Below are 13,228 nucleotides of genomic sequence, written 5' to 3'. Positions count from 1 at the left end.
GTCACCTCCGGTCGCGGTCGACGTGCACATGCAGGCCGTCGGTGTTGCCCTTGTTGTCCTGGTGGGCGCGGACCGCCTTCGCCGAGGTGCCGCAGGCGTGGCACTTGATCAGCTCGGCGCGGTATGCGAACTCGCTCTTGATGTCTGTGGCTTCGCCCCAGGGCTGGCCGCAGTCCGGGCACGAGTCCGCCTCGACGTCGAGCAGGGCGAGCGCCCAGTAGCGGTCCTCGGGCAGCCACAGCGGCTCGCCGTCGCCGACGACCCGCCCGAGGAACACGGAGCGCGGCACGCCCCAGGAGCGCGCCGCTTCTACTTCTCGCCGCCAAGGGCCGCCAGGAGTGCGGAGGCGGCCAGCGAGAAAGGGATGAGGTCCGAGGAGTTGTGGACGTCCCAGGCCGCATCGAACAGCTTCTTGATCTCGCCCTCGTTGATGACCTCGAACAGGGCGATGACCTGCTCTTCGCTCATCTCCGGCTGGACGCACGACGCGGCGATCAGCGCCCGGGGGAACGTCTGGGAGTTGAACGCTTCCTGGTCGCTGTCCGACGGGTGCGCGGCCATCAGGTCCGAATACGCCCGGTCGCCGATGTACCGCAGCGTGAACGGCTCCTCGGACTCCCTCACCTGCGCGTGCACGGCCTTCAGCTCCTCGGAAACCGCCCGCCCGGGGTGCACGTCGGTGAGGTCGGACGGCTCCCAGTCCTCGGAGACCCGCGACAGTTCGTCCTGCAGGCGCTCGGCCTCGCCCGCCAGGTCTCCGCGGATGCAGACCTGGACGGTCTTCTCGCGCGGCTTGGCGCGCTTGAGGATGTCCTCGATGCTACTCGGCATCAGGCCACCGTCGCGGCGGTCGCCGGCGGCGAGGTCACCTTCATCGGGGACACAAACTTCATGACCTCGTTGGAAGCGGGGCTGGAGCTCTGGGGCTCACCGCAGATGATCGGGTACACCTCGCACTTCTGGGAGGTCGCCCAGGCCGTCGCGTAGGCGACACCGCGGCGCACGATGAGGTAGCCGCTGACGCCGTACTTCAGCGTGGTGTACGGAAGGTCTTCACCGCCAGTGGTGCCGCGCTTGAAGGTCATCTCTGTGTCGTAGCCGATCCTGCCGACGGTCTTGGTGTCGAAGGTGCTAGCCAGCGACGACGTGTCGACATCCGCCGTGCTCGGGTCGATCTTCAGGCCGTCCGGGGTGACGCGGGTGGTGAAGTCGCTGCCCGCGTTGAGCTCGGTCGTGGTCGGCGCGTTGATGTTGGCGATGGACGACGCCCAGACCACCTTGGTCATTCCGTCGCTGATCAGGTCAGACATGAACCCTCCTCAGGGCATGAAAAAAGCCCCGATCAACGGGGCGGAGCCGGACTGGGTGAGCGTCAGATGGTGAGGCTGGCGACCGTGACCGAGGTCGTCGACGAGTAGGTGATCGACGCGCTCACGCCGTCGGCGACCGAGGCGAAGAGCTTGTTCGTGATCGGCCCGATCATCTTGTCGCCGGTCGTGGCCGGGACCGTGACAACGAGGTCGGCGCACGGCTGGCCGTCGACGACGGCCGTCGCGGTGACCGTGACGGTCATGCTGGAACCGTTGGTGTTCTTGACGTGCAGGAAGCTGCGGTCGCCGCACGTCACCGTGGTCGAGGCGGCGGCGGCCGAGTACGTCGGCGTCGTTCCGGCTCGCGCGATGACCTGCTGTGCAAGCAGTGCCATGGGGACTCTCCTGTCAGGCGGGGATGGACATCAGCCGGTACTGCACCGGCACGAACCAGCTGGGGGGATTGGTGTCGTCGTCGCGCTGCACCGGAGGCCCGCCCAGATCCTCCGGCCGCCACGTGGCCCGGCCCTCGACCGCCAGCGGCCCGGACAGGGCGGCACGGGCCTTGTCAGCCGCCCACAGAGCGCGCTCCATCGAGCCGCCCACGCAGGTGATCTGAAAGACCGTCGTGAAGTCGGTACGGGCGTCCGCGAGGGACTCCCGCACGGCTGAGCCGGGCTCCGGGTAGAGCACGACGTACAGGTCCGGCGGGGACCAGACGGACGACGTCGGCGTGCCACCCAGATACACGGTCAGGCCGGCGCCCTCGAGCGCCGCCTGCACCGCGTCCACGTGCGGCAGGACAGTCGGTGTCGGCATCCGCTCACCACCAGGCCAGGCCGCGGGCGACGATCAGCGCCAGCTGCGCCTCGAAGCGGGGCTCCTCGACGTCCAGGGCGCGGCCGCCGTCGCGGTGCGGCGGATTTTTGACGCTCCCGTACTCCAGCAGGTTGCCGAGGGCTCCCTGCGGGCCGCCCTTGTCCGGGCCGATCGTCGCCATGACGATGTCCGGCCCGTAGGAGGCGATGTCGTAGCCGATCGACCGTGGGTAGGTCGGGGCGTGCTTCGGCGCGGATGAGCGGGCGTTGGCCCGCCAGTCCTTCTTGATGTTCGTCGCGCCCCGCACCACGACCGCCCGGGCATCCCGCCTGGCCCTGGGGACGGCACGCGCCAAGTGCCGCTCGAGGCGGCGCACATCGCCCATGTCGAATCGAGCACCACTCATGACCGGTCCTCCACTCTGATCCGCCACGCTGTGGACTGGTCGCTGAACGAGGCCCCGGTGACCCACAGGACCAGGCCCGTCATGCGGGCATCGGGCGAGGCTGTCACCTCGATGCGCGCCCCGGGCAGGATCCGGGTCCCCGGCGGCAGCGGTGTACTCCAGGGCAGGGACACCTCGTACTCGCGGAGCACGATCTCCCGCTCGCCGGCCTCCGTGTCCTGGCCGGTGGCTGCTGCGATCGTCTTGATCCGGGCCTTGCCCGCGTACAGGGTCGTTTGCGGGCCCGGCACGGTGGTGCCGGTGGTCCGGTCGAAGACGTCCGGGCCCTGCGTGTACAGGCGCACGGTGTCCCGCATGCGGGCCTCTGCTGCGGCCCGGCCTCCGGCGAGGGCGCCGTCGACGTTCACGACGACCCCAGCACGATGCTGAACGCGCCGCCGCCAGGCTGTGGCCGCAGTTCGGAGGCCTCCTCGTCGGACAGGTAGACCTCGCCGCGCGAGCGGGACGAGTCGACCGTGTACGAGTAGTCGTCCACAGACTCCTGCCGCTTCCCTCCGGGATTCAGCAGGACCCGCAGCACCATCGCGCAGCACACCTTGGTCGAGACGTCCGTGGGTGCGCTCTCGTACTGCGGGAACCGGTTGAGGATCAGCCCAGTCGCATCGGCCAGCCAGGCGGTGGCCTGGCGTTCCTCGACGGCCGTCAGATCGCGGCCGAGCCGGTCCCCCAGATCCTTCAGGGTCGCCAGAGCCACGGACGCCTCCTACTTCTCGTCGCCGCCAGGGGCCTTGGCCGACGCCTTGGCCTCGGTGACGCCCTCGTCTTCCGGCAGTCCACGAAGCCGCTTGACGACTCCGGCGTCCGAGGTCTCGAACTCGCCGTCCTTGAACTGGGCCCAGATGCCCTTGTCGTCCTGGAGGGTCAGGGCGGGGTACTTCGCGCTGTTGAACGTCGCCATGACGGCGGTCTCCTTACGAGAGGTCCTTGATGATGCCGTGGTAGGACTCGGGGCCGTACTCCAGGCCGACCTCCCCGTACAACTGCCATTTCTCCGAGGCGCCGACCTTGGCCAGCGGCTCGGCGAACAGCAGGCCCTTGCCGGGGATCTCCAGCCACACCGGGGTGCAGACCGAGAGGTCGACGACCGCGATCTGCCCCGCGGGCATCCATCGGTCGAGCATGACGCCGAAGGTGCCGAAGTCGGTGACCAGCGTGTCGACGGCGACGCCACCGATGTTGCGGGTCATGGTCGGCTGGTTCAGCGAGCCGGTGCCGTACAGGTTGGACAGGGCGACCTTCTGGCCCGGGCCCGTCATGAGGACGGTGGTGTCCTGCGGCAGCTTCGCGCCAGCGGCGAACATCGCGGCCAGCTGCGCGTCGACGATGGCCTTGGACAGGGCACGCGGGGTGCCGCCGTTGGCGTTCACGTTGGTCGTGATCGCCGTAAGCAGGCCGCGGGTCTTGCGGGCGGTCGCGTTGTTCGCGGGCTTCGCGTAGACGCCCGACAGGAACGACATCTCGACGTCCACGGCCATCGACTCGAGCTCAGTGGTGATCTGGGTGGTGAGCTCGTCGTTGACGGGGTTGTCGTCGGAGCCGATGTTGATACCGGAGTACATGCCGCTCGCAGCCTGGCGGGTGTAGGACACCTCGACTGCGGACTGGTGGACCTCCACCACGTTCGAGACGTTCGAGCGGGAGCGGGCCACGCCGGTCGGCGCTGCGGCACCTTCCACGACGCTGTTGTTCGTCGTGGAAGTGCGACGGTCGACGGTCTGCCACTCGAACTCAACGGACTTGGTCCGCTTGCCGCCCGACAGGCCGCCGATGGCCGCCAGGAACGGCGTCTCGGTCGGCGTGACGGCGTAGAGCTGGCCGTGATAGTTCGGCAGGTTGTAGGTCGTGCCCTGCCCGGAAACAGCACCCATGGGGAATTCCTCTCTGAGGGTGAGGGCCCGGCCGGAGGCCTGCCCTTACTTGCTGGTCTTGCTGTTGATCTCGCGGAGCTGCTGCGTCTTGAGCGCCATCACCAACCGGGTGTTGCCGGCCTTCTCGGCCTCGCCGATCTGCTGCGCCAGGTTCGGCGGGGTGCCGGGCCTGGCGCCCTGCGCCGGGTCAGGCCGCGGCGTGCGCGGTCCCGGCTCGCCTGCGGCCCAGTGCGGCTTGCGCGCCAGCAGGTCATCGAGGGCGGCCGTGATGGCCCCAGCGTCGACGGCGCCTTCCTCGCTGACGAAGGAGCCGCCAGACAGGGCGTCGACGGCGTCCTGCGGGTCCTGGAAGCGGCCAGAGGCCAGCGCTTCGACCTTTGAGGACACGGCGAGCTGAGTCGCCTTCGCCGCGCGGTCCTGGGCGTCCTTGAGGGCGTCCGCCTGGCGCTCCGCCTCGGTCTTCTGCGCGTCCTCGAACGTCTTCAAGCGTGCGGCCTGATCCTTGGAGACCTGCTCGGCCTCCTTGGCGCGCTTCTTCCATTCCGCCAGCGCCTTCTCTCCGGCCGGTCCCAGCGCGGCGTCACCGTCGTCGCTCTCGGGAGGCTTGGCGGGGTCGGCGGGTGGCTGCGGCTCGGGCGGAGCTGCGGGGACAGGCTGCGGGTTGCCCGCGGCCGGATCCGTGATCGGTTCGGTCGGTGTCGGTGTACTCATTACGGCTCCCGTTGCAGGAGTTGAGACCGTCGGCGTTGCACCGTGGTCAGGTCAGGTAGCCGAAGCGCCGCAGCATGGCGACCGCCTCGTCCCGGCTCTCAGCGAGCCGGAAGATTTCCTCGGGCATCAGCCGGGGCGTCGTCAGCCGGTACTGGCGCCCGATGTTGGCGGGCACCCGGCCGCGAGCGATGTCCCGGGCCCGTTCCTGCCGGTAGAAGGCGCCTCGGGTCGTCGTGCCCTCGCGCGTCGCTGACAGGCGGCGCCCGTAGGCGTCGGCGGTGGTCATGCCGCGGCGAGCGTTGACGATCTGGCCCATGTCGGCGCCCTCGCGGAGCGCGGCCGCGCCGGCCTCTCCGAACACGCGGTTCTGCTCTGCCCTGGACAGGCCGTTGAAGTAGGCGCGCGGGTCGATGAACCCGGGCGATCCTCCGCCCGGCCGTGTCGTCGGCGTGAATCCGTCCGAACCCACCCGGCCGCGGTGCTGGTTGCGGGCAATCAGCGTGGTCGGCAGGTGGATGCAGTCACACCGGGGATGGCGTTGGAAGCCCCTGTTCCAGCCGTACTCCTTGCCCGCCAAGATGATGCAGCGGGCACAAGCCGGAGGCTGCACCACCCTGACGTAGCCCTGAATCGTGCGCCGCCCCGCCATTCCAACGCTGGTGGCTCCGCGCCCGGCGTCCGCGACCTGCGTTGCGGTGATACGCAGCGCGCTGGACAGGGAGCCGCGGAACGCGGCCTCTGTGGACTGCCCGGCCAGCATCCGCACCTTCCAGTCGATGACCGGCTGGTAGAGCAGGGACAGCAGCGGGCGCCCGTCGGAAGCGATTCCAGCAAAGGCGCCGGGGACGATGCGGCCGGCTGCTGCCGCGTCCGCGCCCTCGGCTTCCAAGACGTCGTCCAGGTACGGGTCTGCGAGCCGTGCGGCCTGGGTCTGGGCGTCGATGACGGCGCCCATGAGCATCGGAGAGAGCTGCTGCCAGGAGCCCGTGATGTCGCCACGGTTGATCTGCCGCCAGACTGCCTGAACGCGGTTGACGGCCATCCGGACGATGACCTGCTGCCGCCGGTACTGATCGAGTGCGATCTCTCGCAGCGCCGTGTCGACCATGGCCTACCCCACCGGTTGCGAAGGGACCTGGTCGGCGCCTGGGTTGAGGACCGGCGGCTTGGGACCGTACCCGGCCGCGAGGTCGCCGCCCACGGCCCGGGCAAGGGCGTCGTCGTCCATCTGCCGCATGCGCTGCCGCTGGACGGCGGTGTACCCGAGGTCCTCGCGGCCCTGCTCGACGGGCAGGATGTTCGCCTGGACCAGCTTGACGATGGCGTCGGCCTTCTGCGCGAACGTGGGCGTGGAAGCATCCCGCCAGAGTGTCTCCAGGTTCATGGCCCGCGGGTCCCAGCCGCCGTCGCGGAACCGCAGGATCAGCCGGTTCATCTGCTCATACGAGCCGCCGAAGGACCGCTGCCGCCGCTCGGCCCGCTTCACCAGGCGGGTCTCAGCGCTTCGGATGGCGTCCGCTGACGGCGGGTTGTTCGTGTCGAGACCGAGGAAGTTCGGCGGCAGGCCTGACAGCCCGCCCACCAGGCGGGCCAGCAGCTCGATGGTGGAGTGGAAATTGGACAGCTGGGCTTCGGGGAACTGGACGACGTCCGCGCCGTCCTCGCCGCCCCGCTTCTTCGACATGGCCCAGATACGGCCAGCGATCCGGGACCACTTGGAGACCTTGTTCCCGTTCTGGTCGATGAAGTCTTCCTCGTCGACGCCGAACGCCACCCGGCGGGGAACGGCGTGGAACTCTTCGCTGACCATCATGTCCGTAGCGGACTTGCAGCCGGCGTCACTGAGGGGAATCACATTGGCGATCTCGGAAACCCCGTTGGGCTTCATGATGCGGCCACGGTTCACCAACGGCACCACCGGGACCTCACCGAGCTTGTGCTGGTCGCGGTCTGTCTCCTGCCAGGACGTCACCGACGTCTGCTTGTAGTAGATCGTCTCGTCGGGCAGGTACAGGGCCGCGTACTTGTCCGTGACGGCGTCGGTCAGCGGGTCCTGCTCGTGCCAGCGCTTCAGGGCTGCCCGCACACACCGGGTCCGCGGGTCGCGGTCCACCTGCATCTGCAGCGGCGATTCGACCGTGACCAGCGGCGTGGCCGCGTCCCTCTCGTTCGTCCCGACCACCAGGAACGACCGCCGCATCACCAACGCGTCCACGTGGGCCTGCTGGGACTTCTCGTCCATGCCGTTGGCCTGCCAGATCGCCCACAGGTCCTCGGCGGCCGACTCGTCGTCGGCGTACCGGAACCCTTCGACGTCCAGGCGCTCCTCGAGGGAGTCCACCACCAGGGCCGGCCAGTTGATGACCACCTGCCGGATTGCGTCCCCGAGCTCCTCGAGCAGCTCCGGGTTGAGGTAGGAAAGTTCCTGCTTGCCCTCGTAGTACCGGTTCAGCTCCTCGAGGCCCGGCTCAAGCCCTTCATGGACGCGGGCGAGGTAGGCCACCCAGTCGGCGGGGGTGCGGTCCTTGGCTTCCACGGCTGCACCCCCTTTCACAGGACGATGACGCGGGACTTCTTCTTCGGCTTGGCCAGGCCCGCGGCGATGGCGTCACACGCGGCCTCGTGGGCGAGGACCGAGATGACACCGAGGTCGATCTTTTGAAGGTGCGTCGCCTTGCGCAGGACATACCGCTTCGCTGGCCGTGCCGCTTTGCGAGCGTTCCGGACGTGGATGGACGTGGTCTCGCAGCCGTCGTGCCGGAAGGTCGTGTCCTTTTTCGTGACGTCGGTCAGCAGCTGCTCGCACGCGGCGTGCATCTGCGCGACGCGGTAGGTCTGCCACTCGGTGACGCGCTTCTCGCCGTAACGGGCCTGCCAGGCGGCCATTTCGCTGGTCCAGTACGGCGGGTCCCCGTACATGCGGACCACCTCGTACCGCTGCATGAGCTCGTCCACCGCGGCGTCGACCTCGAGGCGAGGCACCTGGCCGTCCCAGTCCGCGGGGTCCCAGATGCACGGCCGGTTGTCGGGGCCGTAGGTCGGGGTGAACTGGTAGCCGTCCAGGGTCTCGGCCCTGATCCCAGTCCAGTCGTCGACGTCGGAGCCGTCGAAACCGAGCACGATGCGCGTGCCGTCGGGCACGTCCTCGGGCGCGATACGGGCGTCCCAGCGATCTTGCTGAAGCCAGGTGCCCATGCCAGCCGTGATCCGATTGCCGTGAAAGCGCTCCGCCTCCGCAGGCTCCTTCTCCAGCAGCTCGGCGGCCTCGCCCTCGATGGCGTCGAGGTCAATGTGCGCGCTGCCCTGGTAGACAACGGCATGGATTTTCCGGCGCTCGGACTTCTTGGCGTAGTCCAGGTCCTTGGGCGGCAGCCGATGGAACCGGTAGACGTCCTTGACCTTGGTCTCCGCCGTCTTCTGGGCCACCGACCCTTCGGTGGGGTCCCAGGCGTTCGTCTGTTCCAGCGAACGTCCCGACATGCCGGCCAGACCACGCCGTTGGGTGGTCGCCACCTTGGTCATGCCGTTGCCGTCGGTCCAGATTCCGGTCTCGTCCTGCGCGGCGAACGTGATCGGGTTGCCCAGACGGGACTGCGCGCTGGAGGTGACGACGTCGATCCGGCCGTCGCCCGGCAGGCGGATGAACTGCTCGCCCACCTTCATCACTTCGGCGAGCGGCCCATTGCGGATCATCGCCTGGAGCGGGCGATAGGTGTTGTCGGTCTGGTCCTCGGACGTCGCCGTGATCTGGATCAGCGGCTGGTTCCACGGGCGGCCCATCGGCTCGCCTGGCTCGTACTCGTACACCCAGCCGCAGCTGCACCGGTGCTGCGAGCATCGATACCGCTCGCCGCCGCGCGCCCACCCGTTGAAGAGCACCGGGCCGACACCCTCGGCGGCGATGATGCTCGCCGCCCAGGGGCCCTTGCCGGACTTCTGCGGTGCGACCGCCTGCGCGCGCCGGTAGTGGAAGGCCGTCGACAGCTGGCCGAGCTCGGCCTCCGGACGGACCCGGTACAGGTTGGCCGTGATGCGCAGCTGCCAGTCGTACATCTGGAACGACTGCGGCGTGTTGTCGAGACCACCGACCGACTGCAAGAGGCAGTGCCGAGCGATCCAGTCCGGGACGACGAACAGGGTAGAGAAGTCGAGGGACCAGGTCCCGTCGTCAGCCGCTACCACCAGCCACCGCCCTGAGCCTGGCGCGTGCCGAGGTCGGCGCGATCGTCGGCGTCGGGCCGATCGACGTCTCTTCCTCCTCGCCGGGCCGGTCGATCCGCCATCGGTTCGCCCGCATCCCTGGCGTGGTCAGGCCGAGGGCGTCGGCCATCTGCCGGACCAGGGTGCCGAGGTTGACGAAGGCCTCCGGCTTCTCCGCCTCGGCGAGGCGGCGCACGTACAGCGCGACCTCGATGTGCTGGCTGTACCGCTCCCACATGAAGGCCTGCGGCATCTCCCAGAGGCGTACCCACAGGTCGTCTTCGCGGTCGGTCTGCTCGGTCAGCGGCCAGTCGGGCGTTGCGCCCTGTCGGCCCTCAGCGGGCAGGATCGTCCACTCGCCGGCGTCCCGCTCACGCCGTAGTGCTTCGGGGTCAGGTGCCGGGCCGGACCTTGAGCGTGCTCCACCTTTCGGCATGTCGATCACTCCAGTTGGCCGCGTTGCGCGACGTCATTGCCGTCACCTTGCGTGACGGCGGAGCATGATCACCGGGGCCTCTGAACCCGGCAAACCTGGGAGCCACCTCCCCGGCGGTCCCTGTTGGATCTTGTTTCGGGGTCCCTCCCCGGGGTGATCATGACAAAATGTCACCCAGAGTTACATCTCTGGCCAAGGATTGACCTGCGACGATCACCCAGAGCGACTACTGCCACTCGTACAGGGCGTCGCCGTCCTGGTATCGGTGCAGGTGGTCGGGGGTGCCGGGCAGCCGGTCCGGGTCGGGAGCTGCCTCGGTGCAGGTGAGGTGCGCGAGGACGGGCAGGAAGTGAGGCTTGCCGCACAGCGGTGCCTGCTCTGCCTCCGCCGGCGGCGCCTCGCTGGCTGCCTCTGGTGCCTCGTCGTCGGCCTTGGCCTTGGTCCTCGTGGTCACTCCGCCTCCTCTGGTGGTGTCCAGCCCAGCTTCTTGAGCGTCTCGGCAACGCCCTCGCCGAGCAGGACGTCAGCTTCAACCGAGCCGAGCTCGGTCACGTCGATCAGCTGTACATCGAGCACCAGCTGTGGCACCGCACCCACACCCATGCGCAAGGTCAGCCCGGTCAGGCTCCTCGCGATGTCCGTCCCGTCGATAAGGACGCTGTGTCCGGGCCCCTTGCTGCGGATCTCGACCTGGTGCCTGCTCACGCGTTCCACCCTCCGGGCTGGTGCTGTGCTGTCTCGCTGCTGTGGCATGGGCCGCAGAGACCCCGGCCATGCCGGGGGTCATCGGGGTCGAGGCCCTGCTCGACGAGCTCGCGCCGGCTGAGTGGCCAGTGGTCGGCGTGCACCGATGGCTGACCGCAGGGTGAGCCGTGGCCGTGGTCCTCGTCGGTGCATACGCACGTCGGGTTGGCGGCCAGCACGCCAGGCCTGAAGCGCCGCGTGTGCCCTCGGCCGTAGCCTCGCTGCTTGGCTGTGCCGCGCCGCTGCTCTGCCTCGCGTCTGTGGTCTGCGCATCGGCCGTCGGTCGTGTACTCGGGGCAGCCGGGGACCGGGCATACCCGGTATCGCCCGTGTCTGGGCATGGCCGCCTCCAAGTCCGTAGCCTGTGCGCCTTGGGGGTGGTGAGCGTGAAGAAGGCTGATGTCCCGCTTGGGATCGTGGTGGCTGGCCTGGTCCTGATGATCGGCTGCCGGTTGATCACGTGGTGGCCTGGCGTGATCGTGGGTGCGGCGTTGATCCTCGGCGTCCTGGCCTCGGCGGCGATGAAGCGGCGGACGCGGGAGTAGCGGTCAGCTGGCCGCGGACCACACGTTGTTCGCGTCGGGGGTGTAGCCGGACAGGGTGATCGTGGCGGGCAGGGCCGTCTGTCCTGCAGCGCTGCGGCAGAACCGATACGAGCTCGCGCTGAGGTTGGCGTTGCCCGGGGTGAAGGTCGCGCCCAGCGTCGATCCGCACGCGAAGGTCGGCGAGGTCGTGCCGTTGAAGAGCAGCGCCGCGTAGTACTTGCCGGCCGCCGCTGAGTACGGGGCCAGCAGGTTCATCGCCTTGTTGCCCGCTGTGTTCCACACGGTGGACTGGTCGGCGGTGATGCCGACCCTGTTGCCGGATGCGTCGTACAGCCCGGCGAGGCACTGGCCTGAGGTCAGCCCGGATCCGTTGGCGCCGAGCACGGCGTGAATCCGGTTGATCGTGGCGGCCTGCCGCAGGACCAGCTCGACGAGGTAGATGAATCCGGCGGACAGCGTGGTGCCCGTGGTGGACGACGATGCCGGGTCGAATGCCCACGCGGTGAGGCCATGGTCGCTGGGGGTCCACACGTTGCCGGGTGCGGCTGGGGTCTGCCAGGTGCCGGGCGAGCCGTCGGCCGTGCACAGCCACCACACGCCGGTGGAGTCCTGTACGGAGTCGCCCGCGATCCAGGCGCCGGTGGTGGGCGGGCCGGCGCTGGCACGGCGGCCGCACAGCCTGATGTTGGTGAGGCCGTTCTTGGCGCCGAGGCTGGCTACGCCGGTCCCGGAGTCGATGTCGTGGACGTCGTCGAACGCGCCGGTGCCGAACTGCACGCGGCCGATCAGGTGCGGGCCTGCTGCTTCCCAGCGCATGACGTTGGACTGGGTGCCGGTGAAGTCGGCGTTCGCCCACTTGGAGATGAAGACGTCGAGCCCGGCGATCTCCAGGTCGAGGCCGCTGCCGGTGACGCGGAACCGGTAGGCGCCGGTGTTGTCGCCACGCTTGACGGTGAGGTTGGCGCCATTGACGGCGACGTCCCCGGTGAACGCCGCTCCCGCCAACGGGGCGAGTGCGGCAAGGGCCGCGGGGAGTCCGGTGATCTGGGCTTGCGTCAGGGTGACGGGGTCGCCGCCTCCGGTCGCATGCCGCGCCGCGTGGGCGAGCGCGGCCTTCGTGGCGGCCACGGCGTCCGCGTAGTTCGCCGCCGCTGTCTGTGCTGCGCTCGCGGCCCCGGCAGCGTCGAACGAGGCGATGGTCGCCCCGGACAGCTGCGGGTTGGGGTACGTCCCGGTGAGCGCTCCGCCGGCCGGGCCGGTGGGCGGGAGGCTCTGGCCGCTGCCGCCCGGTGCGGACACCGGGGCCAGCTGCGAGAGGTCGACCGACGCTCCGAGGGCGGAGGGCAGGTCGATGTAGTAGGGGGGACGCCGGGTGCCGCCTGCGGGCCGCTCGTCGACGCGCCAACGCCAGCCGGTGGGCTGGATGTCGGTGTCGTCGTTGCAGAGCAGCAGGGCGCTGAAGTGGCCCGTGTCGTCGAAGGTGACTGCCCCGCCGCCGCTGTAGATGGCGTGCTGGGTGGAGTCGACGAGGACCGCGGTCGGGGTGAAGACGACCTGCCCGTCGCGGGCGGTGCCGCCGACGGGGACGGGGAAGGTGCCGGTGACGGTGATGGTGGAGGCGCCTGCGGGGAAGGGCACGGGTACCTCCTCGTCGCCGGACATGGGGCACGACGAAGCCCCGGGGGCTCGGGGCCGCTCCGGGGCTTCGTGTGCGTTTGTGGTGCCGGTTGAGGGCACAGTTGTACACCCGGATCGTGACACGGCTCTGACCTGCGGTCAAGCGGCGTTGCGGGTGCGGCGTTCGATGACGAGGGCGGTGACGTCTTTGACGGCGTACCAGGGTTGCCGGGGGGTGCCGCCGGTGCGTTGGAGGTGGCCGCGCTGAACGAGCTGGCGGACGCCGTCGAGGGTGATGCCGAGCTGCCTGGCGGTCTGGTGGGCGGTGAGGTGGCCGGGGCGGATGATCTGCGACTCCATGGCTCCATGATGCGGCAGGGAGGGAGGCAGCGGAGGGGATCCACGAGGGCTGTTTCCCCGGCCTGGGAGGTTCCTGGCGGCTGCCTCCCTCGCCTCCCTGGCGCGGCGTCCTCGCAGGTCAACCGCGGGGAGGCGGTGCAGGGAGGCGGGTG

20 protein-coding genes are annotated in these 13,228 nt (G+C 69.4%); 1 reads left to right on the top strand and 19 read right to left on the bottom strand.

The genetic code is table 11. From position 1 onward, the window contains the following. Position 1: 1 nt before the first annotated feature. The 17 genes from RV986_RS28795 to RV986_RS28715 form a co-directional block, all read right to left on the bottom strand. The gene (locus RV986_RS28795; RefSeq protein ID WP_475920163.1) at positions 2–289 is read right to left on the bottom strand and encodes a hypothetical protein; all 288 of its coding nucleotides are present in this window, start codon (positions 287–289) and stop codon (positions 2–4) included. 20 nt (positions 290–309) lie between these two features. Continuing rightward, the gene (locus RV986_RS28790) at positions 310–831 is read right to left on the bottom strand and encodes a hypothetical protein (protein ID WP_475920162.1); all 522 of its coding nucleotides are present in this window, start codon (positions 829–831) and stop codon (positions 310–312) included. Beyond that, on the bottom strand, positions 831–1,310 hold the full coding sequence (locus tag RV986_RS28785) for a phage tail tube protein (RefSeq protein WP_475920161.1): 480 nt from the start codon (positions 1,308–1,310) through the stop codon (positions 831–833). The genes RV986_RS28790 and RV986_RS28785 overlap by 1 nt, the downstream gene beginning before the upstream one ends. Positions 1,311–1,372: 62 nt before the next feature. Beyond that, the gene (locus RV986_RS28780) at positions 1,373–1,705 is read right to left on the bottom strand and encodes a hypothetical protein (protein ID WP_475920160.1); all 333 of its coding nucleotides are present in this window, start codon (positions 1,703–1,705) and stop codon (positions 1,373–1,375) included. Positions 1,706–1,718: 13 nt separating this feature from the next. Further along, a complete protein-coding gene (locus RV986_RS28775) occupies positions 1,719–2,129 on the bottom strand; it encodes a hypothetical protein (RefSeq protein WP_475920159.1) in 411 nt (136 codons plus the stop codon). Between the two features lie 4 nt (positions 2,130–2,133). Then, positions 2,134–2,535, bottom strand: a complete 402-nt coding sequence (locus tag RV986_RS28770) for a hypothetical protein (protein WP_475920158.1) — start codon at positions 2,533–2,535, stop codon at positions 2,134–2,136. Beyond that, positions 2,532–2,942, bottom strand: coding sequence for a DUF6093 family protein (locus RV986_RS28765; protein WP_475920157.1), 411 nt, complete (start codon positions 2,940–2,942; stop codon positions 2,532–2,534). The genes RV986_RS28770 and RV986_RS28765 overlap by 4 nt, the downstream gene beginning before the upstream one ends. Then, on the bottom strand, positions 2,939–3,289 hold the full coding sequence (locus tag RV986_RS28760; RefSeq protein WP_475920156.1) for a hypothetical protein: 351 nt from the start codon (positions 3,287–3,289) through the stop codon (positions 2,939–2,941). Before RV986_RS28760 ends, RV986_RS28765 begins: the two co-directional genes overlap by 4 nt. A gap of 9 nt (positions 3,290–3,298) precedes the next feature. After that, on the bottom strand, positions 3,299–3,493 hold the full coding sequence (locus RV986_RS28755) for a hypothetical protein (RefSeq protein ID WP_475920155.1): 195 nt from the start codon (positions 3,491–3,493) through the stop codon (positions 3,299–3,301). A 13-nt stretch (positions 3,494–3,506) separates the two neighbouring features. After that, positions 3,507–4,463 (bottom strand): SU10 major capsid protein, encoded by a 957-nt coding sequence (locus RV986_RS28750; protein WP_475920154.1) that lies wholly within the window; start codon positions 4,461–4,463, stop codon positions 3,507–3,509. A 45-nt stretch (positions 4,464–4,508) separates the two neighbouring features. Further along, positions 4,509–5,174 (bottom strand): hypothetical protein, encoded by a 666-nt coding sequence (locus RV986_RS28745; RefSeq protein ID WP_475920153.1) that lies wholly within the window; start codon positions 5,172–5,174, stop codon positions 4,509–4,511. A 46-nt stretch (positions 5,175–5,220) separates the two neighbouring features. Next, complete coding sequence (locus tag RV986_RS28740; RefSeq protein WP_475920152.1) at positions 5,221–6,282, bottom strand: hypothetical protein; 1,062 nt, start codon at positions 6,280–6,282, stop codon at positions 5,221–5,223. A 3-nt stretch (positions 6,283–6,285) separates the two neighbouring features. Next, entirely contained in the window at positions 6,286–7,710 is a 1,425-nt protein-coding gene (locus RV986_RS28735) for a phage portal protein (RefSeq protein ID WP_475920151.1), read from the bottom strand. 14 nt (positions 7,711–7,724) lie between these two features. After that, on the bottom strand, positions 7,725–9,356 hold the full coding sequence (locus RV986_RS28730) for a hypothetical protein (protein WP_475920150.1): 1,632 nt from the start codon (positions 9,354–9,356) through the stop codon (positions 7,725–7,727). After that, entirely contained in the window at positions 9,343–9,810 is a 468-nt protein-coding gene (locus RV986_RS28725) for a hypothetical protein (RefSeq protein ID WP_475920149.1), read from the bottom strand. Before RV986_RS28725 ends, RV986_RS28730 begins: the two co-directional genes overlap by 14 nt. 226 nt (positions 9,811–10,036) lie before the next feature. Further along, on the bottom strand, positions 10,037–10,264 hold the full coding sequence (locus RV986_RS28720; protein WP_475920148.1) for a hypothetical protein: 228 nt from the start codon (positions 10,262–10,264) through the stop codon (positions 10,037–10,039). Continuing rightward, positions 10,261–10,515, bottom strand: coding sequence for a hypothetical protein (locus RV986_RS28715; RefSeq protein WP_475920147.1), 255 nt, complete (start codon positions 10,513–10,515; stop codon positions 10,261–10,263). Before RV986_RS28715 ends, RV986_RS28720 begins: the two co-directional genes overlap by 4 nt. A gap of 419 nt (positions 10,516–10,934) precedes the next feature. On the opposite strand from RV986_RS28715, the gene RV986_RS28710 reads away from it, so the two are divergent. Beyond that, positions 10,935–11,099 carry a hypothetical protein gene (locus RV986_RS28710; protein WP_475920146.1) on the top strand — a complete coding sequence of 55 codons (165 nt, stop codon included), beginning with the start codon at positions 10,935–10,937 and terminating at the stop codon, positions 11,097–11,099. Positions 11,100–11,102: 3 nt separating this feature from the next. Here the strand turns inward: RV986_RS28710 and RV986_RS28705 are convergent, their stop codons facing one another. Together RV986_RS28705 and RV986_RS28700 are read right to left on the bottom strand one after the other, a co-directional pair. Further along, a complete protein-coding gene (locus RV986_RS28705) occupies positions 11,103–12,737 on the bottom strand; it encodes a hypothetical protein (protein WP_475920145.1) in 1,635 nt (544 codons plus the stop codon). Positions 12,738–12,875: 138 nt separating this feature from the next. Then, positions 12,876–13,076 carry a hypothetical protein gene (locus RV986_RS28700; RefSeq protein ID WP_475920144.1) on the bottom strand — a complete coding sequence of 67 codons (201 nt, stop codon included), beginning with the start codon at positions 13,074–13,076 and terminating at the stop codon, positions 12,876–12,878. Between the last annotated feature and the right edge of the window lie 152 nt (positions 13,077–13,228).

Source organism: Streptomyces sp. RLA012, from assembly GCF_056270325.1.
Note: the sequence above shows the minus strand (reverse complement) of the source record. Positions and strands in the feature narration are given on the sequence as shown.

What these genes read in the sequence shown, in the direction of transcription:
- RV986_RS28750 (WP_475920154.1), bottom strand. Translation starts at nt 4,463, where the DNA reads ATGGGTGCTGTTTCCGGGCAGGGCACGACCTACAACCTGCCGAACTAT.
- RV986_RS28745 (WP_475920153.1), bottom strand. Translation starts at nt 5,174, where the DNA reads ATGAGTACACCGACACCGACCGAACCGATCACGGATCCGGCCGCGGGC.
- RV986_RS28785 (WP_475920161.1), bottom strand. Translation starts at nt 1,310, where the DNA reads ATGTCTGACCTGATCAGCGACGGAATGACCAAGGTGGTCTGGGCGTCG.
- RV986_RS28775 (WP_475920159.1), bottom strand. Translation starts at nt 2,129, where the DNA reads ATGCCGACACCGACTGTCCTGCCGCACGTGGACGCGGTGCAGGCGGCG.
- RV986_RS28725 (WP_475920149.1), bottom strand. Translation starts at nt 9,810, where the DNA reads ATGCCGAAAGGTGGAGCACGCTCAAGGTCCGGCCCGGCACCTGACCCC.
- RV986_RS28740 (WP_475920152.1), bottom strand. Translation starts at nt 6,282, where the DNA reads ATGGTCGACACGGCGCTGCGAGAGATCGCACTCGATCAGTACCGGCGG.
- RV986_RS28790 (WP_475920162.1), bottom strand. Translation starts at nt 831, where the DNA reads ATGCCGAGTAGCATCGAGGACATCCTCAAGCGCGCCAAGCCGCGCGAG.
- RV986_RS28755 (WP_475920155.1), bottom strand. Translation starts at nt 3,493, where the DNA reads ATGGCGACGTTCAACAGCGCGAAGTACCCCGCCCTGACCCTCCAGGAC.
- RV986_RS28780 (WP_475920160.1), bottom strand. Translation starts at nt 1,705, where the DNA reads ATGGCACTGCTTGCACAGCAGGTCATCGCGCGAGCCGGAACGACGCCG.
- RV986_RS28700 (WP_475920144.1), bottom strand. Translation starts at nt 13,076, where the DNA reads ATGGAGTCGCAGATCATCCGCCCCGGCCACCTCACCGCCCACCAGACC.
- RV986_RS28770 (WP_475920158.1), bottom strand. Translation starts at nt 2,535, where the DNA reads ATGAGTGGTGCTCGATTCGACATGGGCGATGTGCGCCGCCTCGAGCGG.